Below are 25,577 nucleotides of genomic sequence, written 5' to 3'. Positions count from 1 at the left end.
GGTATTTAGTCAGATGCGCAAACAACCGGCCACCCGAAAAACGTTTCAGACAGCCTTTAGGTATCATAGCCCCAGCGCGTCGGCATGGAACTCAATATGGCTGTCGATAAAGGTGGCGATAAAATAATAACCGTGGCCGTAGCCTTCGCGCAGATTGAATTGCACATTAAAACCGTTACCGCGCGCGGCATTTACAAATGCCTGCGGTTGCAGATCGTGCGGATAAAACTCGTCGGTGCTGCCTTGGTCTATCAATACTGGCAGTTTTTTAACGGCAGTTTTGGCAAGCTCTGCACTGTCGTATTGCGCCCATAGTTCGGGATTGTCGCCCAAATAAGCGGCAAAGGCTTTCTGGCCCCACGGCGTTTGGCTCGGGTTGGCAATCGGTGCGAAAGCGGAAACCGCCGCATAACGCTCGGGGTTTTTCAGGGCAATCTGCAAAGCGCCGTGGCCGCCCATGCTGTGGCCGGCGATGCTGCGTAAACCGTTCACTGGGAAATGCGCTTCGATTAAAGCCGGCAACTCGTGCACGATATAGCTGTACATCTGATAATTCGCCGCCCACGGCTCGCAGGTGGCGTTTAAATAAAAACCTGCGCCCTGCCCCAAATTATCGGCGACATCATCAGCCACGCCTGCTCCGCGCGGCGAAGTATCGGGCATGACCAAGGCAATACCCCACTGTGCGGCGAAACGCTGCGCACCCGACTTGGTGGAAAAATCCTCATCGGTGCGGGTTAAACCCGACAGCCAGTATAAAACCGGCACACGGTAACCTTGCAGCGACTGCGGCGGCAGATAAATGGCGAAAGTCATTTCGCATTGGTTGGCATCGGAAAAATGGCGGTAGCGCTCATGGCTGCCGTTAAACATTTTATTGCGGGAAATCAGGGTTAAGGTGTTCATGTTTACTGTTTTTCTTAATATTTCAGACGGCCTTACAGCAGGCCGTCTGAAAAAATCCTATCGATACAAACTGCCGCTATGACTTACACCGCCACCGCAGCTTTGATGTGCGGGTGCGGGTCGTAGCCGGTTAATTCGAAGTCTTCAAATTTGAAGCGGAACAAATCTTTCACTTCGGGGTTGAGCTTCATCTGCGGCAACGCTCGCGGCTCTCGGGTAAGCTGCAATTCGGCCTGCTCGAAGTGGTTGCTGTATAGGTGGGCATCGCCGAAGGTGTGAACAAACTCGCCCGCCTGCAAACCGCATACTTGCGCCAGCATCATGGTAAGCAGCGCGTAGCTGGCGATGTTAAACGGCACGCCGAGGAAAATATCTGCGCTGCGCTGATAGAGTTGGCACGAGAGTTTGCCATTTGCCACATAAAACTGAAACAGCGCATGGCACGGCGGCAGGGCCATCTCATCAACCAGTGCGGGGTTCCATGCCGAAACAATCAGGCGGCGGCTGTCGGGATTTTTTTTGATTTGGTCAATCAGATTGGCGATTTGGTCGATATGGCGACCGTCCGGTGCGGGCCAACTGCGCCACTGGTAGCCGTAAACGGGGCCTAGGTCGCCGTTTTCGTCGGCCCATTCGTCCCAAATCGAAACGTTGTTGTCTTTCAGGTATTTGATGTTGGTGTCGCCTTTTAAAAACCACAACAGCTCATGGACAATCGAACGCAAGTGTAGTTTTTTTGTGGTGAGGAGGGGAAAGCCTTTGCTTAAATCGAAGCGCATCTGATAGCCGAATACGGATCGGGTACCGGTTCCGGTACGGTCGGGTTTGTCGGTGCCATGCTCAAACACATGGTGCATTAAATCCAAGTAGGCCTTCATAGAGTTCCTTAGTTTGATATTTCAGAGCGGTTTTCAGACGGCCTGAAACCTCGTTAAAAACAGAGATATTGTATCACTCAAACAGACGCCCTTCATTTAACTGGAAAGCCGGGCGGAAATTCCATTGCTTGAACCAAGTCAAATTTTGTTGACAAAATGAGATGGAGAAATTTTTTTAGATTTTTTATTTTTAGATGAAAATTTCAATTTTTATTTTAAATATTAATTTAAAAATTAATAAAAATTATTTTTTATAAAAAAATATCAAGAATTAGATTTATTAAAAAAATAATGTCAACAATTTCAAAAAAATTTACTTGGCACGCTGCTGAAAAGGCGTTTATATTACAGCCACCCAACTAAAATTTTTCCCTAAAACAATCTTTCGGAGAACAACTATGTCTGTAAATCTGCACAACCTGTTCGAGCAAATCAAACAGCGCGATCCCAACCAACCCGTTTTCCATCAAGCCGTTGAAGAAGTATTCGGCAGTCTTGCGCCTTTCTTGGCGAAGAACCCGCGATACACCCGCCACGGTCTGTTGGAGCGCATTGTTGAGCCTGAGCGCGTGATTATGTTCCGCGTATCGTGGGTGGACGACCAAGGCCAAGTGCAAGTAAACCGCGGCTACCGCGTACAGATGAACTCTGCCATCGGCCCCTACAAAGGCGGCCTGCGCTTCCACCCTTCGGTGGATTTGGGCGTGCTGAAATTCCTGGCATTCGAGCAGGTATTCAAAAACGCACTGACCACGCTGCCCATGGGTGGTGGCAAAGGCGGTTCCGACTTCGACCCCAAAGGCAAGAGCGACGGTGAAGTAATGCGTTTCTGTCAAGCCTTTATGAGCGAACTCTATCGTCATATCGGTGCCGACACCGACGTGCCCGCCGGCGACATCGGTGTGGGTGGTCGCGAAATCGGCTTTTTGTTCGGCCAATATAAAAAGCTGAGCAACGAATTCACCTCTGTGCTCACCGGCAAGGGCTTGGTTTACGGCGGCAGCCTGATCCGTCCCGAAGCCACCGGCTACGGCACGGTTTATTTTGCCGACAGCATGCTGAAAACTAAAGGCAACAGCATGGCGGCCAAAAAAGTTCTGATCTCCGGATCCGGCAATGTGGCGCAGTACGCCGCCGAAAAAGCGATTCAGCTCGGCGCGAAAGTGCTGACCGTTTCCGATTCAAACGGTTTCGTAAAATTTGCCGACAGCGGTATGACCGAAGCACAACTGGCTGCTTTAATCGAACTGAAAGAAGTGCGCCGCGAGCGTTTGTCGGTTTACGCCAAAGAGCAAGGTTTGGAATACTTTGCCGGCCAAAAACCGTGGGGCGTGCCCTGCGATGTAGCCCTGCCCTGCGCCACCCAGAACGAGCTTGACGAAAGCGATGCCAAAACCCTGCTCGCCAACGGCTGCTTCTGCGTGGCCGAAGGTGCGAACATGCCCTCTACGCTGGGCGCGGTCGAAGCGTTTGTTAAAGCCAAAATCCTGTATGCGCCGGGCAAGGCCTCCAATGCGGGCGGCGTGGCCACTTCGGGTTTGGAAATGAGCCAAAACCATATCCGCCTTTCTTGGACGCGCGAAGAAGTCGACCAACGCCTGTTCGGCATCATGGAAAACATCCATGAAAACTGCGTGGCCAACGGCAGCGAAGGCGGTTATGTAAACTATGTGAACGGCGCCAATATCGCGGGCTTCAAAAAAGTGGCCGAAGCCATGCTGGCGCAAGGCGTGGTTTAACCTCACCCGCTGTTTGATTGAAACAAACCAAGGCCGTCTGAAAATATTTTCAGACGGCCTTTCGGTTAGATACCGTTGGTTTATTGATTGTCCGGACGGCTGTCGGCTGCACTGTATGCAGGCAGTTCAGGCACAGTGCGGGCAGATTCGGGCACAGTGCCGGACAAGGTGTTCAAAAACGCCACAATGGCATCTACGTCTTCTTTCGGCAGCTGTTTGCCCAGCTGCGCTTCGCCCATAATGCCGACCGCTTTATCCAGCTCCCACACGCTGCCGTCGTGGAAATAAGGATAAGTGCGGGCGACATTGCGCAGGCCGGGAACCCGGAACACAAATTTGTCGTTTTCGGCTTTAGTTACCTCAAAGCGCCCTTCGTCTTTGTTTTTACTGCCGGTAAACTGCCAGTAAGGGCCTTTGACCAAACCGAATTTCTGGAACGAATCGCCGCCCAGCGCAACGCCTTTGTGACAGGCTATACAACCGTTATCGATAAACGCACGCACACCTTTACGCTCGGTTTCGTTAAGCGCACCGATATTGCCTTTGAGATAGTCGTCCCATCTAGTAGGAGTAAGCAGTGTACGTTCGAACGCAGCAATGGCTTCTGTAATATTGTCGAACGTTACCGTACCGCCTTTATCAGCATACACTTCTTTAAACATAGCCTGATATTCGGGAATCGCCGCAATTTTTTTCTCCACCGAAGCCTTGTCGGGATTGGCCATTTCCACCGGGTTCAGTAACGGCCCGCCCGCCTGTTCCTCTACCGTAGCGGCACGTCCGTCCCAAAACTGGCTGCCCAACAGGGCGGCATTCAAGGCCGTAGGTGAATTGCGGCCGCCAAAGGCTCCCTTGTGGCCCGGGCTGGTCGGCAGATTGTCTACACCCGCTGTCGCCAAGTTATGACAGGAATTGCAGCTTACCGTATTGCCTCGCGACAGACGAGGTTCGTACCAAAGCTGACGGCCGAGTTTAACCTGTGCCTCGGTAAACGGATGTGCTTTTTGCATTTCTGCTTCATCGGGCAACGGCTGGAACAGTGACTGCGCCTGTTTTAACAGTTCTTTGTCTTCAGGCGATGCATTGCTGTTATCGGGTACTGCTGCGGCAGAAGAAGCTGTTGAATCCTCTGCCGAGGCAGATTCCGACACTGCGGGTACAGACGCCGACTCCGCAACCTGACCCGACTGTCCTTCTCCTTTGCATGCTGCAAGCGCCAACAGCACAGCCAACGCCAAACCGCTTTTTTCGAGAATGTGTTTCATGGTGGTTCCTTTATCTGTTAAAAATTTTATTGTTAGTTACGCGTTTTCACCATAATGCGGCTTATGGTTGCAGACAGTATAAAAGTAGAATCATCTCCTGAATTTGCGCAGCGTCAATAATTTATATTCCATTGGTTTTGGTAATAATGCTGATAAAATTTGTAAAACGTAGTTTCGTGCGTGCACATTATATCCTCCTTTTCTTAATACAAACTGAAGCAGGCCGTCCGAAAAGTTTTCAGACGGCCTGCTTCTTGATTGTTTGAAGTTCCGAACCCGGCCGGGCAGTGCCACATCATTCTTTCTTACGCTTCGCCCGCGGGTGCGCATCATCATAAACCTTTGCCAAATGGTCAAAATCGAGCTTGGTATAAATCTGCGTGGTCGATAACCGGCTGTGGCCGAGCAGCTCCTGCACCGCGCGGATATCCTGCGCCGACTGCAGCAGGTGGCTGGCGAAACTGTGGCGCAGCATATGCGGTGAAATATGCTGCGGGCTGCCGTGGCTCAACGCCCAACCGCACAGTCGGTTTTGAATCTGGCGTATGCTCAGGCGGCGGCCCGCACGGCTGGTGAACAGAGCAGTTTCCCCCCCCGCTGCCGCCCGTTTCGGCAGATAGGCCTTAACAGCCTCTATACTTTTGCTGCCCAGCGGTATGCGACGCTGCCTGTCCCCCTTACCGGTTACACCAACCCAGCCTTCTTCAAGCAAAACATCTTCAATATCCAGCCTGTGCACTTCGCCCACGCGCAGGCCGCTGCCGTATATCAACTCGAACAAAGCATGATCGCGCACGCTCAAAGGTTCACTATCGGTATCGTTATCGAGCAGGTTGTTAAGCGTTTCCTGCTCAAGCGCTTTGGGCAAACGCTCCGGCGGCTTGGGTGCCCTCAAACCTTCGGTCGGATCTGCTTCCAGCAAACCCTGTTCAACCAGCCAGCCGCAATATTGCCGCCAAGCCGACAGTTTGCGCGCCATGCTCCGCTGGTGGGCCTCAAGCTGCGACAGCTTTTTCAAAGCAGCCGTAAAATGACGGCGGTTTACGGTTTCTCCGTCTGAATTTTCCGGCATCAGTTTTTGAAGCTGGTTCAAATCGCGGCGGTATGCCGCTATGGTATGCGACGACTTACCCTGCTGTACCAGCATATTCAAATAAGGATTCTGATAGTTGGCGAACTGTTCGAGCAGCATGGTATCCGGGCCGTCTGAAAAGTAAATATTTTAATCAAGATTTTGATTATTATAGGAAAATAAAATTTATCGGTTAAAACCGTAGTAACAAGTGTACGATTTAGGTAAAATCAAAACGGTTTTCCGTTTAGATTCGGTGTTACGCAGCCGCCCGCGCAAGCTTGCAACACTACCAAACTTGTGCATGGTATTCTTATGTACATGGTATTCTTATAAAGCCGCACACCTGCCCCGTGTCGATTATACACAGGAAAGGAAAAGAATACGGCTTCGGCGGCTGTGTTCTACCGAGCGGTTGCAGGTTTGTTTTCAGACGGCATCAGATTATTCTCGGGTTCCGATGTCAAACTTGCAATCCGTATTTCATCAACCTGATACGACGTTAGCTCAAAACCATGATTAAAATTAAAAAAGGGCTTGATCTGCCGATTGCAGGCAAGCCGGAACAAACCGTCTACCCGGGCGCCGCTGCCACCGAAGTGGCCGTACTCGGCGAAGAATATGTGGGTATGCGCCCCTCTATGAAGGTTCAGGAAGGCGATAAGGTCCGAAAAGGCCAAGTACTGTTTGAAGACAAGAAAAATCCCGGTGTAGTATTTACCGCCCCGGCATCCGGCACGGTTGCCGCCATCCACCGCGGTGAAAAACGGGTGTTGCAATCGGTGGTAATTGCCGTAGAAGGCAACGAACAGATTACTTTCGATCGCTACCCCGCCGAAGCCCTTAGCCGTTTGAGCAGTGAGGAAGCCCGCCGCAACCTGATCGCTTCGGGCTTGTGGACGGCCTTCCGCACCCGCCCCTTCAGCAAAATACCCGCCGCAGATGCCGAGCCTGCCGCCATATTCGTCAACGCCATGGATACCAACCCGCTGGCTGCCGATCCACAGGTAGTGATTCGGGAACGTGCCGACGACTTTACCCGCGGTTTGCTGGTACTGAGCCGCCTCACCGCCAATCAAATCCACGTCTGCAAAGCCGCCGGTGCCGATATTCCGGTTTCAGACGGCGGCAACATCACCGTTCACGAATTCGGCGGCCCGCATCCGGCCGGTTTGTCGGGCACGCACATCCACTTTATCGAACCCGTAGGCGCCAATAAAACAGTGTGGACGGTAAACTATCAAGACGTTACCGCCATCGGCCATCTGTTTGCCACCGGAGAACTGGACGTTTCGCGCGTAGTGTCGCTGGCCGGCCCGCAAGTCAGACAACCGCGCCTGCTGCGCACGGTATTGGGTGTGAAAGTTTCCGAACTGACGGCGGACGAATTAAAAGAAGGCGAAAACCGTATCATTTCCGGTTCGGTACTCAATGGCGCCATTGCATCCGGTCCCCATGATTACCTCGGCCGCTACCACAATCAGATTTCAGTTATTGCCGAAGGCCGCGCCAAAGAACTGTTCGGCTGGGTAGTTCCCAGCGCAGGAAAATATACGGTTACCCGCACTACCATCGGCCATTTCCTAAAAAGCAAACTGTTCAATTTCACCTCAGCCACCAACGGTGGCGAACGTGCCATGGTTCCCATCGGAACCTACGAGCGTGTGATGCCGCTGGATATCCTGCCGACCCTGCTGCTGCGCGATCTGATTGTCGGCGACACCGACGGTGCGCAGGCTTTGGGCTGTCTGGAGCTGGACGAAGAAGATTTGGCGCTGTGCAGTTTCGTCTGCCCGGGCAAATACGAATACGGCACGCTGTTGCGCAATGTGCTGGACAAGATTGAGAAAGAAGGTTGAAAATGGGATTAAAGCATTTTTTAGAAAAAATCGAACCCGATTTCCTGCCCGGCGGCAAACATGAAAAATGGTATCCGCTCTATGAAGCGGTAGCCACCGTTTTATATACCCAAGGAACGGTAACGCGCAAAGCTTCGCATGTCCGCGACGCCCTCGACTCCAAACGCATGATGATTTTGGTATGGATGGCTCTGTTTCCGGCCATGTTTTACGGCATGTATAACGTTGGCGCACAATCTATTGCCGCCATCAACCAATCCGGGCTGCTGGAACAAAACATTGCCGCCGACTGGCATTATGCGGCGGCACAGTGGCTGGGTATTAATTTGGGGGGCGAAGCCGGCATATTCAGTAAATTATCACTGGGAGCCATATTCTTTCTGCCGATTTATGCGGTGGTTTTTGCCGTGGGCGGCTTTTGGGAGGTTTTGTTTTCGATTGTACGCAAACACGAAATCAACGAAGGTTTTTTCGTTACCTCGATTCTGTTCGCACTTATCGTACCGCCCACCCTGCCCCTGTGGCAGGCTGCCTTAGGCATTACTTTCGGCGTGGTTGTGGCCAAAGAAGTGTTCGGCGGTACGGGTAAAAACTTTATGAACCCCGCACTCGCAGGCCGTGCGTTTCTGTTTTTCGCCTACCCCGCCAATCTGTCGGGAGATGCCGTTTGGACCGCCGTAGACGGGTTTTCGGGAGCCACAGCCTTATCTCAATGGGCGGCAGAGGGGGCGGCAGGTTTGAAACACGCCGTTACCGGCCAGCCGATTACTTGGATGGACGCCTTTATCGGCAATATGCCGGGATCTGTCGGTGAAGTTTCCACTCTGGCTCTGATTATCGGCGGTCTGATTATCGTATTCGGCCGTATTGCCTCCTGGCGTATTATTGCCGGCGTCATGATCGGTATGGTACTGGCCTCTTTACTCTTTAACACCATCGGTTCCGACACCAACCCCATGTTCTCGATGCCTTGGTATTGGCATTTGGTATTGGGGGGGTTCGCCATCGGTATGCTGTTTATGGCCACAGATCCCGTATCCGCCTCGTTTACCAACACCGGGAAATGGTGGTACGGCGGATTAATCGGCGTCATGTGCGTACTGATCCGTGTGGTCAATCCCGCCTACCCCGAAGGTATGATGCTGGCAATTTTATTTGCCAACCTGTTTGCCCCGATTATGGATTATTTTGTTGTTCAGGCGAATATCAAACGCAGGAGGATTCGCAATGGCTAAGTTTGATAAAGACAGCTTCGGCGGCACTCTGGCTGTTGTGGTTGCCGTCAGTCTGTTATGTTCGGTTGTCGTAGCAGGGGCCGCAGTGGGTTTGAAACCCCTTCAAAACGAAAAAAAACTGTTAGACAAACAAAGAAATATTTTGGGGGCGGCCGGCCTGCTCTCAAGCAGCACCGATATACAAAAAGTATACGCGGAGCGGGTCGAACCCCGTATTGTGGATTTGGCCAGCGGCGAATATGTAGAGGGAATGGCAGATTTTGATGCCCGCGCCGCCGCCAAGGATCCGCAGCAAAGTATAAAAATCCGGCCGGAAGACGATCTGGCGGGCATTCAAACCCGCGCCAAATATGCCGAAGTATATTTAATTAAAGACGATTCCGGCAAAACCGGCCAAATCGTGCTGCCCATGCACGGCAGCGGCCTGTGGTCGGTAATGTACGGCTTCGTGGCCGTTCAACCGGACGGCAACACCATCAACGGAATCACCTATTACGAACAGGGCGAAACCGCCGGTTTGGGCGGTGAAATTGCCAACCCGCTATGGCAGAAAAACTTTGTCGGCAAAAAGCTGTATAACGGACAAGGCAATGTCGCCATCCGTGTCGGCAAAGGTGCCTCTTCCGACAAAGAGCATGGTGTAGACGGCCTCTCCGGCGCCACCATGACCACCAAAGGCGTGCAGAACTCGTTTAATTATTGGTTCAGCCAAAACGGCTTCGGTCCTTATTTGGCCAAAATCAAAACAGGAGAATAACCATGGCTGATACAAAACGTTTGAAAGAACTGATATCCGCACCGGTTGCAAAAAACAACCCGATTGCCCTCCAAATTCTCGGCATATGCTCCGCTCTGGCTGTTACCACAAAACTGGAAACCGCCGTAGTCATGGCTGTTTCCGTTTCCTTGGTAACCGGCTTCTCCAGCCTGTTTATCTCTTTAATCCGCAACTATATTCCAAACAGCGTGCGCATTATCGTTCAGATGGCCATAATCGCTTCTCTGGTAACACTGGTCGATCAGGTACTGCAGGCATTTGCATATGAATTGTCCAAGCAGCTGTCGGTATTCGTCGGCCTGATTATCACCAACTGTATTGTGATGGGGCGTGCTGAAGCGTTTGCCATGAAAGAACCCCCTCTTGACAGCTTCGTCGACGGCTTGGGCAACGGTATCGGCTATGGTGTGATTCTGGTTATTGTTGCGGCTGTCCGCGAGCTTATCGGCTCGGGCAAGCTGTTCGGTATTACCATTATGCAAACCGTTCAGGACGGCGGCTGGTATCAGGCTAACGGCCTTTTCCTGCTGGCACCCAGTGCGTTCTTCATCATCGCATTCATTATTTGGGCCCTGCGTACTTGGAAACCCGAACAAGTGGAGAAATAATCATGGAACACTATCTGAGTATTTTTGTGAAATCCATATTTATTGAAAATATGGCACTTTCTTTCTTTTTGGGTATGTGCACATTTTTGGCCGTATCCAAAAAAATCTCCACTGCCTTCGGTTTGGGGATAGCTGTTGTTGTTGTTTTGTCGATTGCCGTACCCGTAAACCAGTTGGTATATTCGCTGATTCTGAAAGACGGGGCCCTTATGGCAGGTATTGATTTAACCTTTCTCCGTTTTATTACCTTTATCGGCGTAATCGCCGCCATCGTTCAGATTCTCGAAATGATTTTGGACAAATATTTCCCCGCACTCTACAACGCACTGGGTATCTTCCTGCCCCTGATTACCGTTAACTGCGCCATTTTCGGCGGTGTATCGTTTATGGTACAGCGCGATTACAGCTTCACCGAATCCATCGTTTACGGTGCCGGCGCAGGTTTGGGCTGGATGCTGGCGATTGTGGCACTGGCAGGCATCACTGAAAAATTGAAATATGCCGATGTTCCGGACGGCCTGCGCGGTTTGGGCATTACCTTCATCAGCGCCGGCCTGATGGCATTGGGTTTCCTGTCATTTTCCGGCATACAGTTATAAGGAGGGGGAACGCATGGAAATCATTTTAGGCATTGTGATGTTCACCATAATCATTTTGGCTTTGGCCGTAATGATTCTGCTGGCCAAATCCAAGCTCGTCAGCTCCGGCGACATCACCATCACCATCAACGATGAAGACGATAAAACAATCACTGTCCCGGCAGGCGGCAAGTTGTTGGGCGCACTCTCGAGCAAAGGCATTTTCGTATCTTCCGCCTGCGGGGGCGGCGGTTCCTGCGGACAGTGCAAAGTAGTGGTAAAAAGCGGCGGCGGCGACATTCTGCCCACCGAGCTTTCCCACATCAGCAAACGCGAAGCCAAAGAAGGCTGCCGCCTGTCATGCCAGGTCAACGTCAAAAACGATATGGACATAGCACTTCCCGAAGAAGTGTTCGGCGTGAAAAAATGGGAATGCACCGTTATTTCCAACGACAACAAAGCCACTTTCATCAAAGAACTGAAGCTGGCAATTCCCGAAGGCGAAGAAGTGCCCTTCCGCGCCGGCGGCTATATCCAAATCGAAGCCGAACCGCATACCGTGGCCTATAAAGACTTTGATATTCCCGAGGAATACCACGAAGATTGGGATAAATTCAACTTGTGGCGCTATGTTTCCAAAGTAGACGAGCCGATTGTACGCGCCTACTCGATGGCCTCTTATCCCGAAGAAAAAGGCATCATCATGCTCAACGTGCGGATCGCCACCCCGCCCCCAAACAACCCCGATGTACCGCCCGGTCAGATGTCGTCTTATATCTGGTCGCTCAAACCCGGCGACAAAGTTACCATTTCCGGCCCCTTCGGCGAATTTTTCGCCAAAGACACCGATGCCGAAATGGTGTTTATCGGCGGCGGCGCAGGCATGGCACCGATGCGCTCGCACATTTTCGACCAACTCAAACGTTTGAAGTCCAAACGCAAAATCAGTTTTTGGTATGGCGCACGCTCCAAACGCGAAATGTTTTATGTTGAAGATTTCGACACGCTGCAGGCGGAAAACGACAACTTCGAATGGCACGTCGCCCTTTCCGATCCCCAGCCCGACGACGATTGGGACGGCTACACCGGCTTTATCCACAACGTGATTTACGAAAATTACCTCAAAAACCACGAAGCGCCGGAAGACTGCGAATTTTATATGTGCGGCCCGCCGATAATGAACGCCTCAGTCATCAAAATGTTGAAAGATTTGGGCGTTGAAGACGAAAACATCTTGTTGGACGACTTCGGCGGCTAAGGCTGCCACGCAGCCATACACCCATCAGGCTGATACCTTTGCAAAACCCTCAGATGTGGATGCAGTTCAAGGCGTAGTAGCGCAGCGGACGCAGACATATCAAGTAGATAGGCAAGCGAGCGGGCAGCGCACAACGCAGAAATGCGCCGCAGATGGGGGGTGCAAAGGTCTCAGGCCGTCTGAAAACCTTTTTCAGACGGCCTGATGCCGTTTTACCTCTTCGTTAAAGAAATCATTATGCTTCACCACGTAAAAAGCCTCACCTTCCGGCTGATCGCCCTGCTAACCGTTTCAGCAGCCCTCTCCGCCTGCGGCGGCGCGCCCGAAACGGCCACCGTCAGCGGCGAAACCATGGGCACTACCTACACGGTCAAATACCTTGCCAATCCGGGAGAGCCCCTGCCCGATCCGAAACAAATCCAAGCCGGTTTCGATAAGATTTTGCAAGAAGTCAACCGGCAAATGTCCACCTACCAAACCGATTCCGAAATCAGCCGCTTCAACCGTATGAAAGCAAGCGATGGCAGCATGGCTGTTTCTGCCGACTTCGCCACCGTAGTAGCAGAAGCCGTGCGTCTGAACCTCATCACCGAAGGCACTTTAGACGTTACCGTCGGCCCACTGGTAAACCTGTGGGGGTTCGGGCCGGACAAAAGCATCAGCCAAGCACCGACAGCCAAACAAATCGGCACTGTCGAAAAACTGGTAGGTATAGACAAAATCCGTTTAGAAGCCGGCAGGCCGTCTGAAAACGGCGCACGCCTGGGCAAGCAGGCCGACGGCGTTTATTTAGACTTGTCTGCCATTGCCAAAGGCTTCGGCGTCGACAAACTGGCGCAGCATCTCGACAGCCTCGGCATTCAGAACTATCTGGTCGAAGTCGGCGGCGAATTGCGCGCAAAAGGCAGAAACCGGCAAAACAAAGCTTGGAGCGTGGGCATCGAACAACCGCAGTTTGCCCAAAAACAAACCGCACAAATCGTGGTGCCTTTAAACAACCGTTCGCTTGCCACCTCAGGCGATTACCGCAATTTCCATACCGATGCATCAGGAAAACGCCTTTCACACATCATCGACCCCAAAAGCAAACAGCCCATCAGTCATAATCTCGCTTCTGTAAGCGTGGTAGCCGATAGCGCCATGACCGCCGACGGACTGGCTACCGGCCTTTTTGCGATGGGTGAAGAAAAAGCGCTGGCAACCGCCGAGAAAAACCGCCTAGCGGTTTTTCTGATTATCAAAACCGCCGATGGTTTTAAAACCGAAATGTCTTCTGCCTTTAAAGAAATAGTAAAATAGCCGCTGCAACGGCTTCAAATAAGGATCAAACCATGAAAATTTTCTTAATCACCTTCTGCTTTTTCCTGCTGGTGATACTCGGCATGGCTCTGGGCTACATTTTCAAACGCCGCGAAATCAAAGGCAGCTGCGGCGGCATTTCCGCCCTCGGCATGGAAAAAGTCTGCGACTGCGACACCCCGTGCGCACGCCGCAGAGCCGAATTGGCCAAACAGGGAAAAACAACTTCATAACTTACTGTAAAGCAACGCGATATTTTTCAGACGGCCTTATATACACATATCAGGTAAACACTCAAATGCCGACGTCAAGGGCCGGTAAAAACAAATCGGCGGGAGCTTCATCACCCGGCGTTTTTCCCGCTCGGTGGTTGAGGTTACCCCCAACCGCCTTAATCTGTATGCCGCACACTTTTCTGAAATCCGCCCCCTTAGGGAAATATTGCCGTATCAACCCGTCGGCATTCCCCACCCAGCCTTCTCCCAAAAATAATATAGCATCGTTACTCAGAGGTCGGTTGTGCGTAGGCCATATTGCAATCTTTCTTGTCAGGAAGGGCAATATACTGCCGTATTCCGGCCTTTTCTGTTTTCTGCGCCACACCTTCAATAAACGGCCCTACCATTTGCCGATAATGCTTCGGCTATGTCGTCGGCCAGCGTTTCGCAGTCCCGCTCCCCCAGATTTCCTATCGTAATCCGAACCGCACTTTGTTTCGACAAATTGAACGCCGCTCCGCTCTGTACCGCCCAGCCTTTGGCGGCAAGAAACTGGATAACCTGTGCTTCATTATGCACCGGCAGCCAGATATGCTGGCCTTCACCGTGTTGCCCGGGCACACAGATGCCGTGCCGCTGCAGGCTGCCGATCAGTTTTTGGCGACGGGTTTGGTAGCTTGCGGCGATAGCGGCCAGCCCTCCCTCTCCGAGCTGCCGCCACAGTTGCAGAGTAACGTGCTGCAACAGTTTGCTGATCCAGCGCGGCCCTAGGGAAAAACGCTTTTTCATGGCTTTCAAAGTATTGCCGTTACCCGCTGCAACGGCAGTGCGCATATCGGTGCCGAGGAATTTGCTGGTCGAAGTGGTATATATCCATTCGTTGGCAAACCCTTCCATTCCATGGAAAGGTTTCAGGCTGAGCGCTGCCCAGTGATCGTCGATAATCACTAATGTTTTATGCGGCGCCAGCGCGTTCTGCCATGCCTGCCAGCGTTCGCGGCTGTAGCAGATGCCGGTGGGGCTGTGGGCGCGGGCAGTAAGGATAACTGCGGAAATCCGGCTGAAGTCTGTGTGATCGGGAATTTTTGCGCCTTCTTCGTCCATTTCGGCCGGCACGGCCTCAAGGCGCAAACCGGCAAGCAGAGGCAGCAGGGGCAGCCAGCACGGTGTTTCCACCAGCACTTTTGCACCGGGCATACAATACTGGCCGAGCGCGCGGTCGATAATGTCCAAACTGCCCGAAAACAGCATAGGGTCGGCTTCAATACCAGTGTTTTGCCGCAACCAGTTGCGTATGAACGCCATCAGTTCGGGGTTGTCGCCGTGGCCGCCTACGTCGGTATCCAGATGGTAGCCGTTGAGCAGGTCGGAGGGCAGTTCGGGCAGCAGGCGGCGGTCGATATTGCCCGAAGCCAAATCCACCAAGCCTTGGGGAACTGCGCTTTCGGTATGCAGGATTTCGGTTTTTTCAGGCACAAAACTGCCGCGCCTGCCGTCGGTGTCGATAATACCCGCATCACGCAGTTGTTTGTAGGCCGCCGACACGGTATTGGGGTTCACGCCCAACTCTTGCGCAAGGCTGCGCACGGTGGGCAGCCGGTAACCGGCCGGCCACACTCCGTCGCGGATAAGCCCCGCAACGGATTGGGCAATATTGACAGCAGTGCCGCCTTTGGGTTTTAATTCCACAACACAAAGTCCATTTTGTTCTAGTTCAAATTAATCTACAAGATTTTCAGAAAGTTGGCAAGGATTTTATAGTGGCTTAAATTTAAAAGAGGACAAGGCGACGAAGCCGCAGACAGTACAGATAGTACGGCAAGGCGAGGCAACGCTGTACTGTTTTAAATTTAAGCCACTATATTTTCAGCCTTCATACGGCCGCCCTTTATTTTTCAGGCCGTCTGAAAACCGGAAGCTGTTATAATACCGCGCCGTAACGAAAACAACATAAAACACTGCCAAGCTGAGGAACCCCGCCATGTCGAGCGAACCTAAAAGCAATAACCAACCCAAAGAACAAGTTATCCAACTTTATCAAAGTTCGAAACGCATCCATCCGAAAATGGCCAAAGGGCGTTTTGCCAATTTGCGTCTGTTAATGATTCTGGCCACACAGTTTGTGTTTTACGTGATTCCGTGGTTTAACTGGAGCGGCCGCCAGGCGGTTTTGTTCGATATCCCCGAACGCCACTTCTATATTTTCGGCCTGTCGCTCGGCATGGGCGATTTAATCTATCTGTCGTTGCTGCTGATTATTTCGGCCTTCGGCCTGTTTTGGTGGACCACCATCGCCGGCCGCCTGTGGTGCGGCTATGCCTGCCCGCAAACGGTTTACACCGAAATCATGCTGTGGATAGACCACATCGTCGAAGGCGACCGCAATAAACGTTTGAAGCTCGACAAGGAGCCGTGGAACTTCCGCAAAATCCGCATCAAAACCACCAAATACCTGCTGATTTTCGCCGTGTGCGCATGGACGGGCATCACTTTCGCCGGCTGGTTCACGCCGATACGCGAACTCGTACCCGCCGTGTTCACCTTCACCGCAGGCGGCGGCGCGCTGTTTGCCGCAGCGTTCTACGGCTTCATGACCTGGCTGATGGCGCACCAGATGCGCGAACAGGTGTGCAAATATATGTGCCCCTACGCCCGTTTCCAAAGCGCGATGTTCGATAAAGACACGCTGATTATTTCTTACGATGCCGAGCGCGGCGAGCCGCGCGGCGCCCGCAAGAAAACCGCCAGCAAAGAAGAAACCCATTTGGGCGACTGCATCAACTGCACCATGTGCGTGCAGGTCTGCCCCGTAGGTATCGACATCCGCGACGGCCTGCAATACCAATGCATAGGCTGCGCCGCCTGTATCGACGCCTGCGACGAAATCATGGATAAAATGAATTACCCGCGCGGCCTGATACGCTACACCACCGAAAGCGTGCTCGCGCACGAATATGCCGACAAAGACATCACAAAACGCCTGCTGCGCCCGCGTGTCATCGGTTACGGCGCCGTATTGTTCGCCGCCGTGGCAGCCATGATAACCGGCATTTCCACCCGCGAAACCCTGAGCGTGGACATCCTCAAAGACCGCGGCGTGATGGTGCGCGAAAACAATCAAGGCTGGCTTGAAAACGCCTACAACCTGCGCATCATCAACGACAGCGAAAACGAACAGGTATTAACCGCCAAAGTGAGCGGCTTCGACGAAATCGCCCTTACCGGCCTGCCTTCAGACGGCCTCAAAGTGCCGCCCAAAGAAACCGTTACCGTTCCCGTGCAGGTATCGACGATTCCCGAATACGCCGACAAAGGCAGCCACCCCATCGAGTTTGAATTCACCTACCGCGAGGCCGGCGGCGACACCCACACCATCACGGAAAAAGCATCGTTTATCGGAGAATGACCAAAGTGCCCCAACAACCGCAGAAATCAAAAGTTTGGTATAGAGAACCCTGGCCGTGGCTGCTGATGGCAGGGCCGGTGATTGTAGTGTTCGCCGCCGCCTACACTTTTTATCTGGCTCAAAGCAATTCGGCCGATCTGGTGAGCGACGACTACTATAAAGACGGCAAACATATCGACCTGCAACTGCACCGCGACGAAGAAGCCTTCAAACGCAATATTCACGCGCAAGTGCTGGTCAGCCCCGACAAAGACGCCGCCAAAGTATTGGTGAGCGGAAACTTCAACCCGCAGGAACCGCTCAACTTGGTACTGATGCACCCGGCCAAAAAAGCCGGCGACCAAACCGTGAAGCTGAAGCCTGCCCGAGACGGTATACTTTCGGGCGACAAAGCGGAATACAACGCCGTTTTCAAACCCCTGCCCGCCGCCCACCACTGGTATGTGCGCGTGGAAGACGCCGGCGGCAAATGGCGCGTGGAAGACAAATGGCTGGTCAGCCAAGGCAATGCCGTTAACCTGAAGCCGATGGAGAAACTGTTTTCCGCCCCGGCCGCGCAACAACCCTGAACCGGATGCGCCAATCCGCCTCAAAACAACCTGCCTCCCCCTGAAGGCCGTCTGAAAACATTTTCCGGACGGCTTTTTTGTTTACAGTTTATGACATATATTTATAAAAACATATGCTATTTTACAGATTATTCACAATCAAGGTCGGCTTTGATAAAATTATGGCGCGCTTATGCCGTCTGAAAACAAACCTCCTGCCGTTTTTTCAGACGGCCTCAACCGTTCTTTCTGCAACACAAGCCATACCGAACAGGACTTTTTATGAAACGCAAAATTTCCCGCCGCGCCTTTCTCGGCGGCTCCGCAGCCGTTACTTCCACCCTGATGCTCGGCGGTTGTGAAAAAATCTACCGCATCTTTTCCCCCGAATCCGCACAAACCGCCGCCCATACTGTCAACGGCACATATTACCCGCCCGCCCTACTCGGCCTGCGCGGCGATTCGGAAGGCGTTCAGGCGGCCGCACACAGCGTTGCACTAAAAAAACAAACCTACACCCTGCCCGGCAAAGCCGACGAACAATACGATTTGGTAATAGTCGGCGCCGGCATCAGCGGGCTGACCGCAGCTTATCTTTACCAAAAGCAGCGTCCCGAAGCCAAAATCCTGCTGATCGACAACCATGACGATTTCGGCGGCCATGCCCAGCGCAACGAATTCACCGTCGGCGGCCGCCTGTTGATTTCATATGCAGGCAGCGAATCCATCGATTCGCCCAAATCCGAATATTCCGAAGAATCGCTGGCACTGCTGAAAGATTTAGGCGTCGACTACAAAAAATTCGAAACCTATTTCCACCAAGATTTATATGAGAAAACCAGGGGCCTGAAAAAAGGCGTATTTTTCAATAAGGCCTCTTTCGGCAAAGACACCGTAATTGCAGCCCTGCCCGAAGCAGGAGAAGAAAAAGCCGCCGAAATCATTTCCCGGTTTCCGCTGGCAGATGCCGACAAAGAAGCACTGGCTGCACTCTATACCGACCCTGCCGACTACCTGAAAGGCCAAAACAAACGCCGGCGCGCGCAAACTGCCGAAGAAACCAGCTATTACGATTTTTTAAAAAACTATGCCAAACTGCCCGAAGGTGCGCTGAAATACCTGAAAAACATCAGCTCAGAATATTGGGGACACGCCATCAACGCCATTTCCGTTCAAGAAGCGTTTGAAGAAGGTTATCCCGGTTTGGACAATCTGGGGCTGAAAGCAGAAGAAGAAGGAGAAGAAGAACCCTATATCTACCACTTTCCCGACGGCAACGCTTCCATTGCCCGCCTGCTGGTGCGCAAAATGATCCCCGCATCCGCACCCGGCAGCACCATGGAAGACATCGTATTGGCCAAATTCGACTACAGCAAACTCGACGCACCCGAAAACAACGTACGCATCCGCCTCAACAGCACCGCCCTTTTGGTTGAAAACAACGACGGCGGCGTGGCCGTGGCCTATATGCCCCACGGCGGCGGAAACCTCAAGCAGGTTCAAGCCAAACAGGCCGTTTTTGCCGGACACAGCGCATTGGCCGCCCGCGTGATACCGCAAATGCCCGAAGCGCAGAAAGCCGCAGCCCTGACCAATGTGAAAGTGCCTATGATTTACGGCAAAGTGGCCGTAAAAAACACCCGTGCATTCCAAAAACTCGGTGTGTATTCACTTTACGCTCCCGATGCGCCCTACTGCCTGATCCAGCTCGACGATCCGGTCAGCATGGGCGGCTACCAAAGCCCGCTCACCCCCGAAGAGCCCGCCGTTATCCACATGGTGCGCATCGCCACCGACTTTGCCGGAAAAACCGCCCGCGACATGTACCGCAGCGGCCGCCGCCACCTGAACGGCCAAGACTACAAAGCACTGGAAACCGAAATGCTCGATCAATTGCGCGGCATCTACGCAGCGGCGGGCGAAAGCCTCGACGACGTGCTGGCCGCCGTTACCCTCAACCGCTGGGCACACGGTTACAGCTATGAGCAGGCCGGCCTTTATGACTCAGACAGCAGCGCCGAAAAAGCCACCGAAACCATGCAGAAGCGCGTGGGCAACATCTTCATCGCAGGTTCCGACGCCGCATGGATGCCGTATGTGCACGGCGCTGTCGATCAGGCCTACCGAGCCGTTAACGAAGCATTGGAAGGTTAACCGCTTGACAAAGGCCGTCTGAAAGTTTCAGACGGCCTTTGTTTTCCCCGCACTGCCGCAGCAGCCCGGGCAAACTGCAAAATCAAACACTACCGCCAAACAAACCGGGCACCCCGCCGGTTTGAATTTAAACCGCTATAACAGTGCGCTACACGCGGCAACATGATAATATTGCGCTTTCAAACAACAGACCTTCCGAAAGCCGAAAAACCTTTTCGGACGGCCTTTCAAGCCAAGTCAGGATATATTATGGACGAACTAATCAAAGAAGCCGCCCTTCATTTCCACGAATTTCCCACACCCGGCAAAATCCAAGTCGCCCCCACCAAACCGCTGGCCACCCAATACGACCTGTCGCTGGCCTACTCCCCGGGCGTAGCCGCGCCCTGTATGGAAATCTACAACGATCCGCTCGCATCCTACAAATACACCGCCCGCGGCAACCTCGTGGCCGTCATCTCCAACGGCACCGCCGTTCTGGGTTTGGGCAACATCGGCGCGCTGGCGGGCAAACCGGTGATGGAAGGCAAAGGCGTATTATTTAAAAAGTTCGCCGGCATCGACGTGTTCGACATCGAAATCAACGAAACCGACCCCGACAAACTGGTTGACACCATTGCTTCGCTCGAGCCCACTTTCGGCGGCATCAACCTCGAAGATATCAAAGCCCCCGAGTGCTTCTACATCGAGAAAAAACTGCGCGAACGCTGCAACATCCCCGTATTCCACGACGACCAGCACGGCACCGCTATCATCACCGCCGCCGCCGTATTGAACGCCCTGCGCGTTACCGGCAAAAAAATCGAAGACGTTTCCCTGGTGTGCTCCGGCGCCGGCGCCGCCGCGATTGCCTGCCTCGACCTGCTCGCAGCACTCGGCATGAAGCGTGAAAACATCACCGTGTGCGACTCAAAAGGCGTAATCTTCGCCACCCGCGAAGACCGCGAACGCATGGACGAAAGCAAACTGCGCTATGCCGTGAAAGACAACGGCCAGCGCGTGCTTGCCGATGCCGTTCCCGGCAAAGACATCTTCCTCGGCCTCTCCGGCCCCAACCTGCTGAGCCCCGACATGCTCAAAACCATGAATGAGCAACCCATTGTGTTTGCACTGGCCAACCCCCAGCCCGAAATCTGGCCGCCCGAAGCCAAAGAAGCCCGCCCCGATGTGATCATCGGCACCGGCCGTTCTGACTTCCCCAACCAAGTCAACAACGTATTGTGCTTCCCCTTCATCTTCCGCGGCGCGCTTGACGTGGGCGCCACCACCATCAACGAAGAAATGAAGCTCGCCTGCGTGCGTGCGATTGCCGATTTGGCCATGGCCGAATCCAGCGCCGAAGTGGCCGGCGCCTACGGCGACGCCGACCTGACTTTCGGCCCCGAATACCTGATTCCCAAGCCTTTCGATCCGCGTCTGATTGCCAAAATCGCTCCCGCCGTGGCTCAGGCCGCCATGGATTCGGGCGTAGCCGCACGCCCGATTACCGATATGGAAGCCTATGTCGAAAAACTCACCCAGTTCGTGTATAAAACCAGCCTGTTTATGCGCCCCGTTTTCAACCAGGCCCGCAAACAGATTAAGCGCATCGTGCTCACCGAAGGCGAAGACGAGCGCATTTTGCACGCCGCCCAGCAGGTTGTGTCGCAAAAACTGGCGTTTCCCATTTTGGTCGGCCACCGCCAAACCATTGAAGAGCGCATTCAGTCGCAAGGTTTGACGATTCAGCCGGGTAAAGATTTCGAACTTATCGACATCATCGAAAACCCGCATTTCGAAGAAAGCTGGAAAGAATACTACCGGCTGCGCAAACGCCAAGGCGTTACCGAAGAAATGGCGCGACGCCGCTTGCGCGCCAACAGCACCCTTATCGGCGCGCTGATGGTACGCCTTGGCCATGCCGACGGTATGCTGTGCGGCACCATGGGCCGTTTCCACGACCACTTCGGTATTTTTGAAGAAGTTATCGGCTACAACAACCCCGAAAAACACGCCTTTGCCATGAACGCGCTGATTTCCAACAAAGGCAACTTCTTCATCGCCGACACCTACATCAACGAAGACCCCGACGCGGAGCAGCTGGCCAAAGGCACGCTGATGTGCGCCGGCGAAATGAAACGTTTCGGCATCAAACCCAAAGCCGCACTGGTTTCCAACTCCAACTACGGTTCGCGTAAAGATAAAGATGCGGCAAAAATGCAGCGTGCGCTGGAAATCATCCGCGAACTCGACCCGACTTTGGAAATAGACGGCGAAATGCAGGCCGATGTGGCGATGGACGAAGAAATGCGCAAGAGCATCTTCCCCGAAACCACGCTTACCGGCTCGGCCAACCTGCTGGTGATGCCCAACGTGGAGGCGGCCAACATCAGCTACAACCTGCTGCGCGTTAACGCCACCAACGGCATCACCGTCGGCCCGATTCTGATGGGCATGAACAAACCGGTGAATATCGTTACGCCGATTTCCACCGTGCGCCGCATCGTCAATATGATTGCGCTGACCGCGGTAGATGCCCAACGTCAGTAAACCCGCTGCCTGTATAAACGAGGCCGTCTGAAAAACATTTTCAGACGGCCTTATCAATATATTTTATTCAGGTTTTTTTACACTGAGATGGTAATAAAGAACCCCGCCCACTATGGCACTGATTACCAGCGAAAAAGGCGCCAGGCTGCCTATGGCACGCATTATCGGGTTGCCTTGGCCGAAATCGGCCAGCAGCACGATGCCTATGCTGAGGCATGAAGCGGGAATCATGGATTTAACCGCTGCACGGTTATAGCCGTTTTGATACCAATAAATGCCTTTGGGAGAATCGTCGAACAAATCGTCAACTTGGATCACCCGTTTCCTCAGCAGATAATAATCCACCAAAATGATACCGTACATCGGCCCGAGCGTACCGGCCAGCAGGTCGATGGTATAGTGGATCACTTCGGGCGAGCTGTAGAGGTTCCACGGTGTGATTATCACAGACAGTACGGCCGCAACCATGCCGCCGGTGCGCCAGCTGATGCGGCCGGGATAGAGGTTTGAAATATCGTTGGCGGCCGAAACGAAATTAGCCACGATATTGGTGCCCACCGTAGCGGTAACGAAGGTAAACGCCAGCAGCAGCACAATGCCGATATTGTCCATTTTGGCCACGATGCCCATGGGGTCGATAATCATCCGGCCGAAAATAACCGGCGTGCCGGTAATGGTGATGACCACAGTCAGCGCAAAAGCGGTAAAGTTGACCGGCAGCCCCCAGAAATTTCCCGTTTTCACATCTTTCATGCTGCGGCAGTAGCGTGAAAAATCGCCGAAATTCAATGTAGGTCCGGCAAAATAATTCACAATCAGCGACATGCCTACCAGTATTGCGCCCAAAGTACGCCAAAAATCCAGCTTTTCCGAAGAAAGTGAAAAACTGATGTTTTCCCATCCCGCCTTATACACAATCCAAATCATCAATAAGAACATCACGCTGTAAACGGCCGGCCCCGAATAATCCAGAAACACCTTGATTGCATCCATCTTCATCAGGAACAGGGCGGTTTGCGCCGTCCACATGATAAAAAAGCTCAGCCAGCCCAAGTGCGAAAGACCGAGAAACGACTGTTGCTGCCAAACGGCCAGTTGCGGGAAAAACTTCAACAGAATGATGGTAAGCGCAACCGAAGCGAGATAGGTTTGAATGCCGTACCACACGATGGCGATGATGCCGCGCAGCAGGGCGGGAATATTGGCCCCGTATACGCCGAACGACATCCGCGCAATCACAGGATAGGGCACACCCGAGGCCTGGCTGGGCTTGGCCAGCAGGTTGGCCAGCACCATCACGATGGAAATGCCCCCGACGAGCGTAAACAGAATCTCCCACGAAGTCAGCCCCAGTGCGAACAGCGTACCGGCAAAAACATAACCGCCGACACTGTGCACATCCGACATCCAAAACGCAAAGATGTTGTACCAGTTCCAGTTCTGTTTAGCCGGCAGGAGGTCGTCGTTGCTCAAGCGCGGGGTATCGGGTTTGGCAGACTTCAGCTTTTTGATATACACAGGCATGGCAGTCCCTTTCTAACCGTAGTTGCGGCCGAGCCGTTTCATTTCTGCGGCGGTATCTGCAACTGCCTGCGTTTTCCTGTCTGAAACGGGCTGTTTGACATTTCTGCCGAAACGTTTCAAACAAAACCGCCGGCCCGCCGCGCCGTTCAAACACACTCTTATATCCACTATATAAAAACAGGACGGATACACCCTGTCATCATGCGACAAGCACCTGTTGTTCCGCGCCATACGACCGCTGCCGGCTGCCGGCGTTCAAACACCGATAAGCAGGCTGCTTTCCCTGTGCTGTTGGGGCGTGCAGCCGAACCAGCGGCGGCAGGCACGGATGAAATTGCTCAAATCAGAAAAACCGAGCCTGAAGCCGATTTCGGTTATGCTGGCATTACTGTGCATCAGCAAATCGTGCGCCATATCGCGGCGGATACCGTCGAGCAGGCTGCTGAAAGAATGCCCGCCTTCGTTCAGGCGGCGCTGCAGGGTGCGCGGCGACAGGTGGAGTTTGGCGGCAATGCCGCACAGGCCGGGCTCACCGTTTTTCAGTTCATCGCGTATCAGCCTGTCCACCTGTGCGGCGGTATCCATTTTTCTCAAGCGGTTCAGATAACGGCCGACCACGGCCGCATTCATATCCGCAAGTTGCGGGTTTGCACCTGCATAAGGCTCTATCGTGTCTGCATAGGCAAAGCTGATCGAATCTTTTTCGCAACCCAGGTTGACGGCCGTCTGAAAATAGCCGTCCAAACGCTCAGTGCCGCCGCAGGAGGGTATCGACAAGGTTACAGAAACAGGTTTGACAGGGTGTTGCGCCAGGCTGCATGCCTGACGGTAGATAAAGGCCAAAACCGCCAGCCGCGCCGAATTCATCGGCTCGGAGCCGCCCTCGGAATGCAAAACCAGCTTGGTGCCTTTCAGTTCGGGCGGATGATCGAAACTGATTCTCATGGTAGTGGAAATCATCTGACAGTAGCGCACCATCATCATCATCAAATCAGACAGCGAGCCGCACGAGATCACAGCCAGGCCCAAACCCTGCAGGGCGGGCGCCTGAATCTCCCTGCCCACCTGCAGGCCGAACAGCGGATCGCCCGTCGCCTGAATCAGAGCATTCCAAAAGCGGCGCACGTCTTCCACGGGAAAACGCGCATCGGGAATGTGCAGCAGCCTTGCGTCCAGATTCGAGCGGGAGAGGAGCGGCAGCGGGTCGACACCGTAACCCCGTGCCGTCTGGCAGATAGAAGAAACCCAGCTTGCCAATACACTGTGTCCGGCCACGTGGGCATGAACGGTATTTTTTCCGGTTGCCATCTCATTTTCTCCTCTGCCTTCTTCGATATAAAATTTTAACTATTTAGGCAATTATATTTAACAATCACTCTGCACTGCCGAAACCGATGCGCAAAACAGGCAAAAATTGATAAAAATAAGAAAATTATCGGCATACAATGCCCTAGGGTCTGTCAACATTCAACGCAACGGCGGTATTTTTGGCCAAAATACCCCGTCTGCGGCGTTAAAAATGCTCGCAAGGTGTTCAACCTTGCTGCGCTTTTTGCCTGGCATACGCGGTTTTTGCCTCAAAAAACCGCTTCGTCGGTTAAATGTCGACAGCCCCTAATGAAAAAATAAATTATTTGATAATTGCCAAAATCACAAACAGAGGCAGACAGAATAAAACATAGGCTTGGGCCGTCTGAAACCGTTTTTCAAACAGGAAAACGGT

20 protein-coding genes and 1 pseudogene are annotated in these 25,577 nt (G+C 53.0%); 14 read left to right on the top strand and 7 right to left on the bottom strand.

What is annotated here, in order from left to right:
- Window positions 1–63: 63 nt before the first annotated feature.
- Together fghA and Q3970_RS03930 are read right to left on the bottom strand one after the other, a co-directional pair.
- Window positions 64–906 carry an S-formylglutathione hydrolase gene (gene fghA / locus Q3970_RS03935; RefSeq protein ID WP_303099304.1) on the bottom strand — a complete coding sequence of 281 codons (843 nt, stop codon included), beginning with the start codon at window positions 904–906 and terminating at the stop codon, window positions 64–66.
- 83 nt (window positions 907–989) lie between these two features.
- Window positions 990–1,784 (bottom strand): thymidylate synthase, encoded by a 795-nt coding sequence (locus Q3970_RS03930; RefSeq protein WP_303099303.1) that lies wholly within the window; start codon window positions 1,782–1,784, stop codon window positions 990–992.
- A 398-nt stretch (window positions 1,785–2,182) separates the two neighbouring features.
- Between Q3970_RS03930 and gdhA the strand changes: the two genes are divergently transcribed.
- Window positions 2,183–3,523 (top strand): NADP-specific glutamate dehydrogenase, encoded by a 1,341-nt coding sequence (gene gdhA / locus Q3970_RS03925; protein ID WP_303099302.1) that lies wholly within the window; start codon window positions 2,183–2,185, stop codon window positions 3,521–3,523.
- An 80-nt stretch (window positions 3,524–3,603) separates the two neighbouring features.
- Here the strand turns inward: gdhA and Q3970_RS03920 are convergent, their stop codons facing one another.
- Window positions 3,604–4,788, bottom strand: coding sequence for a cytochrome-c peroxidase (locus Q3970_RS03920; protein ID WP_303099301.1), 1,185 nt, complete (start codon window positions 4,786–4,788; stop codon window positions 3,604–3,606).
- A 295-nt stretch (window positions 4,789–5,083) separates the two neighbouring features.
- On the bottom strand, window positions 5,084–5,980 hold the full coding sequence (locus tag Q3970_RS03915) for a tyrosine-type recombinase/integrase (protein WP_303099300.1): 897 nt from the start codon (window positions 5,978–5,980) through the stop codon (window positions 5,084–5,086).
- A gap of 395 nt (window positions 5,981–6,375) precedes the next feature.
- On the opposite strand from Q3970_RS03915, the gene Q3970_RS03910 reads away from it, so the two are divergent.
- The 8 genes from Q3970_RS03910 (at window position 6,376) to nqrM (ending at window position 13,708) form a co-directional block, all read left to right on the top strand.
- Entirely contained in the window at window positions 6,376–7,719 is a 1,344-nt protein-coding gene (locus Q3970_RS03910; protein WP_303099299.1) for a Na(+)-translocating NADH-quinone reductase subunit A, read from the top strand.
- Window positions 7,720–7,721: 2 nt separating this feature from the next.
- Window positions 7,722–8,954: an NADH:ubiquinone reductase (Na(+)-transporting) subunit B gene (locus Q3970_RS03905; protein ID WP_303099298.1), complete on the top strand. Its 1,233-nt coding sequence runs from the start codon at window positions 7,722–7,724 to the stop codon at window positions 8,952–8,954.
- Window positions 8,947–9,711 (top strand): Na(+)-translocating NADH-quinone reductase subunit C, encoded by a 765-nt coding sequence (locus tag Q3970_RS03900; protein ID WP_303099297.1) that lies wholly within the window; start codon window positions 8,947–8,949, stop codon window positions 9,709–9,711. The genes Q3970_RS03905 and Q3970_RS03900 overlap by 8 nt, the downstream gene beginning before the upstream one ends.
- A gap of 2 nt (window positions 9,712–9,713) precedes the next feature.
- The gene (locus Q3970_RS03895; protein WP_303099296.1) at window positions 9,714–10,340 is read left to right on the top strand and encodes an NADH:ubiquinone reductase (Na(+)-transporting) subunit D; all 627 of its coding nucleotides are present in this window, start codon (window positions 9,714–9,716) and stop codon (window positions 10,338–10,340) included.
- 2 nt (window positions 10,341–10,342) lie between these two features.
- On the top strand, window positions 10,343–10,939 hold the full coding sequence (gene nqrE / locus Q3970_RS03890) for an NADH:ubiquinone reductase (Na(+)-transporting) subunit E (RefSeq protein ID WP_303099295.1): 597 nt from the start codon (window positions 10,343–10,345) through the stop codon (window positions 10,937–10,939).
- A gap of 13 nt (window positions 10,940–10,952) precedes the next feature.
- Complete coding sequence (gene nqrF, locus Q3970_RS03885; RefSeq protein ID WP_303099294.1) at window positions 10,953–12,176, top strand: NADH:ubiquinone reductase (Na(+)-transporting) subunit F; 1,224 nt, start codon at window positions 10,953–10,955, stop codon at window positions 12,174–12,176.
- A 237-nt stretch (window positions 12,177–12,413) separates the two neighbouring features.
- A complete protein-coding gene (locus Q3970_RS03880) occupies window positions 12,414–13,475 on the top strand; it encodes an FAD:protein FMN transferase (RefSeq protein ID WP_368494369.1) in 1,062 nt (353 codons plus the stop codon).
- Window positions 13,476–13,507: 32 nt separating this feature from the next.
- The gene (gene nqrM / locus Q3970_RS03875; protein ID WP_303099293.1) at window positions 13,508–13,708 is read left to right on the top strand and encodes a (Na+)-NQR maturation NqrM; all 201 of its coding nucleotides are present in this window, start codon (window positions 13,508–13,510) and stop codon (window positions 13,706–13,708) included.
- A gap of 372 nt (window positions 13,709–14,080) precedes the next feature.
- Here the strand turns inward: nqrM and Q3970_RS03870 are convergent, their stop codons facing one another.
- Complete coding sequence (locus tag Q3970_RS03870; RefSeq protein ID WP_303099292.1) at window positions 14,081–15,382, bottom strand: aminotransferase class I/II-fold pyridoxal phosphate-dependent enzyme; 1,302 nt, start codon at window positions 15,380–15,382, stop codon at window positions 14,081–14,083.
- A gap of 67 nt (window positions 15,383–15,449) precedes the next feature.
- Between Q3970_RS03870 and Q3970_RS03865 the strand changes: the two are divergent.
- The 5 genes and pseudogenes from Q3970_RS03865 to Q3970_RS03845 form a co-directional block, all read left to right on the top strand.
- Window positions 15,450–15,557 (top strand): annotated as a pseudogene (locus tag Q3970_RS03865) (IS5/IS1182 family transposase); the annotation flags it as partial.
- 117 nt (window positions 15,558–15,674) lie between these two features.
- Window positions 15,675–17,099, top strand: coding sequence for a cytochrome c oxidase accessory protein CcoG (gene ccoG, locus Q3970_RS03860; RefSeq protein ID WP_303099291.1), 1,425 nt, complete (start codon window positions 15,675–15,677; stop codon window positions 17,097–17,099).
- The gene (locus Q3970_RS03855; protein WP_303099290.1) at window positions 17,096–17,668 is read left to right on the top strand and encodes a FixH family protein; all 573 of its coding nucleotides are present in this window, start codon (window positions 17,096–17,098) and stop codon (window positions 17,666–17,668) included. The genes ccoG and Q3970_RS03855 overlap by 4 nt, the downstream gene beginning before the upstream one ends.
- Before the next feature lie 261 nt (window positions 17,669–17,929).
- Complete coding sequence (locus tag Q3970_RS03850) at window positions 17,930–19,801, top strand: NAD(P)-binding protein (RefSeq protein WP_303099289.1); 1,872 nt, start codon at window positions 17,930–17,932, stop codon at window positions 19,799–19,801.
- A gap of 249 nt (window positions 19,802–20,050) precedes the next feature.
- Entirely contained in the window at window positions 20,051–22,330 is a 2,280-nt protein-coding gene (locus tag Q3970_RS03845) for an NADP-dependent malic enzyme (RefSeq protein WP_303099288.1), read from the top strand.
- A gap of 63 nt (window positions 22,331–22,393) precedes the next feature.
- Here Q3970_RS03845 and Q3970_RS03840 read toward each other — a convergent pair whose 3' ends face one another.
- Both Q3970_RS03840 and Q3970_RS03835 read right to left on the bottom strand, forming a co-directional pair.
- Complete coding sequence (locus tag Q3970_RS03840; RefSeq protein WP_303099287.1) at window positions 22,394–23,854, bottom strand: NCS1 family nucleobase:cation symporter-1; 1,461 nt, start codon at window positions 23,852–23,854, stop codon at window positions 22,394–22,396.
- A gap of 255 nt (window positions 23,855–24,109) precedes the next feature.
- The gene (locus Q3970_RS03835; RefSeq protein ID WP_303099286.1) at window positions 24,110–25,162 is read right to left on the bottom strand and encodes an AraC family transcriptional regulator; all 1,053 of its coding nucleotides are present in this window, start codon (window positions 25,160–25,162) and stop codon (window positions 24,110–24,112) included.
- Window positions 25,163–25,577: the final 415 nt, after the last annotated feature.

Origin of the sequence: Neisseria sp., assembly GCF_030530745.1 — a bacterium.
In the GTDB taxonomy this organism is placed as follows: Bacteria; Pseudomonadota; Gammaproteobacteria; order Burkholderiales; family Neisseriaceae; genus Neisseria.
The sequence above is the reverse complement of the archived record's forward strand: the minus strand, read 5'-3'. Positions and strand labels throughout refer to the sequence as shown.